Source organism: Stenotrophomonas sp. SrG, from assembly GCF_050031795.1.
Taxonomy (GTDB): domain Bacteria; phylum Pseudomonadota; class Gammaproteobacteria; order Xanthomonadales; family Xanthomonadaceae; genus Stenotrophomonas; species Stenotrophomonas rhizophila_A.
The window spans coordinates 1-236 of the sequence record NZ_JBNBBE010001271.1; the positions used below are offsets into that span (position 1 = coordinate 1).

Annotated in this window: 1 protein-coding gene; it reads right to left on the bottom strand. The window is 71.2% G+C overall.

Translation table 11 applies throughout. From position 1 onward, the window contains the following. A partial coding sequence (locus ACQG3P_RS23505; RefSeq protein ID WP_426806391.1) for a hypothetical protein occupies nucleotides 1–236 on the bottom strand: 236 nt, incomplete at both ends.

The window sequence follows — 236 nt, forward strand, 5'->3', positions numbered from 1 at the left end:
GCGGTGTACCGCCCTACGATGAACACCGACAACCGGCCATCGCGGCCGGGCGCCCTGGCCCCGCTCTGAAGCTGCTGCTGCAGTCGCTGAAGGGACTGGTAGATCGCATCCTGCAGGCGGTCGCGCGCGGCCACCTGGAAGGCCTGCAGGACCGGGCCCTGTACCGGGGCGAGCGAGCGCACCTGCGTGGCGATCTGCCCGGGGTTCCGTGAACCGAAGCGGCTGGAGGCGTCGCA